The organism is Halomonas sp. ND22Bw (genome assembly GCF_003011945.1).
GTDB classification, from domain to species: domain Bacteria; phylum Pseudomonadota; class Gammaproteobacteria; order Pseudomonadales; family Halomonadaceae; genus Halomonas; species Halomonas halophila.
This window is the reverse complement of record NZ_PXWD01000662.1, coordinates 1-279: the sequence shown is the minus strand read 5'-3', so window position 1 is coordinate 279 and position 279 is coordinate 1. Positions and strand designations below refer to the sequence as shown.

1 protein-coding gene is annotated in these 279 nt (G+C 74.6%); it reads right to left on the bottom strand.

Going from position 1 to position 279, the window contains the following annotated elements; translation table 11 throughout:
* Nucleotides 1-279 (bottom strand): hypothetical protein (locus CVH10_RS25950; RefSeq protein WP_219924872.1); only part of this gene is annotated, 279 nt, incomplete at both ends.

Sequence of the window (279 nt, the reverse complement as noted above, 5' to 3'; positions counted from 1 at the left end):
GGCAGCCGCCCGTCCGCCCCCTCGTCGTGGAAACCACGCCCCAGGATGACGATGTCGCTGCGCAGCCGCCAGAAGGCGCGGGCCAGGGCGGCCCGGTCGGCCGTCTCGCGCTGCGCGCCGGGGAAATCGACCACATTCTTGGCGGTCTGGCCCAGGGCGTCCAGACGCCGCTTCAGATCGGCGTGTCGGCGGGTGATCTCGGCCGCGTCCCTGGCGTCACCCTTGGCGACCAGCGCCAGCAGCACGGCCGCCTCGCCCGCCGCTTCGCGCGCCTGCAGT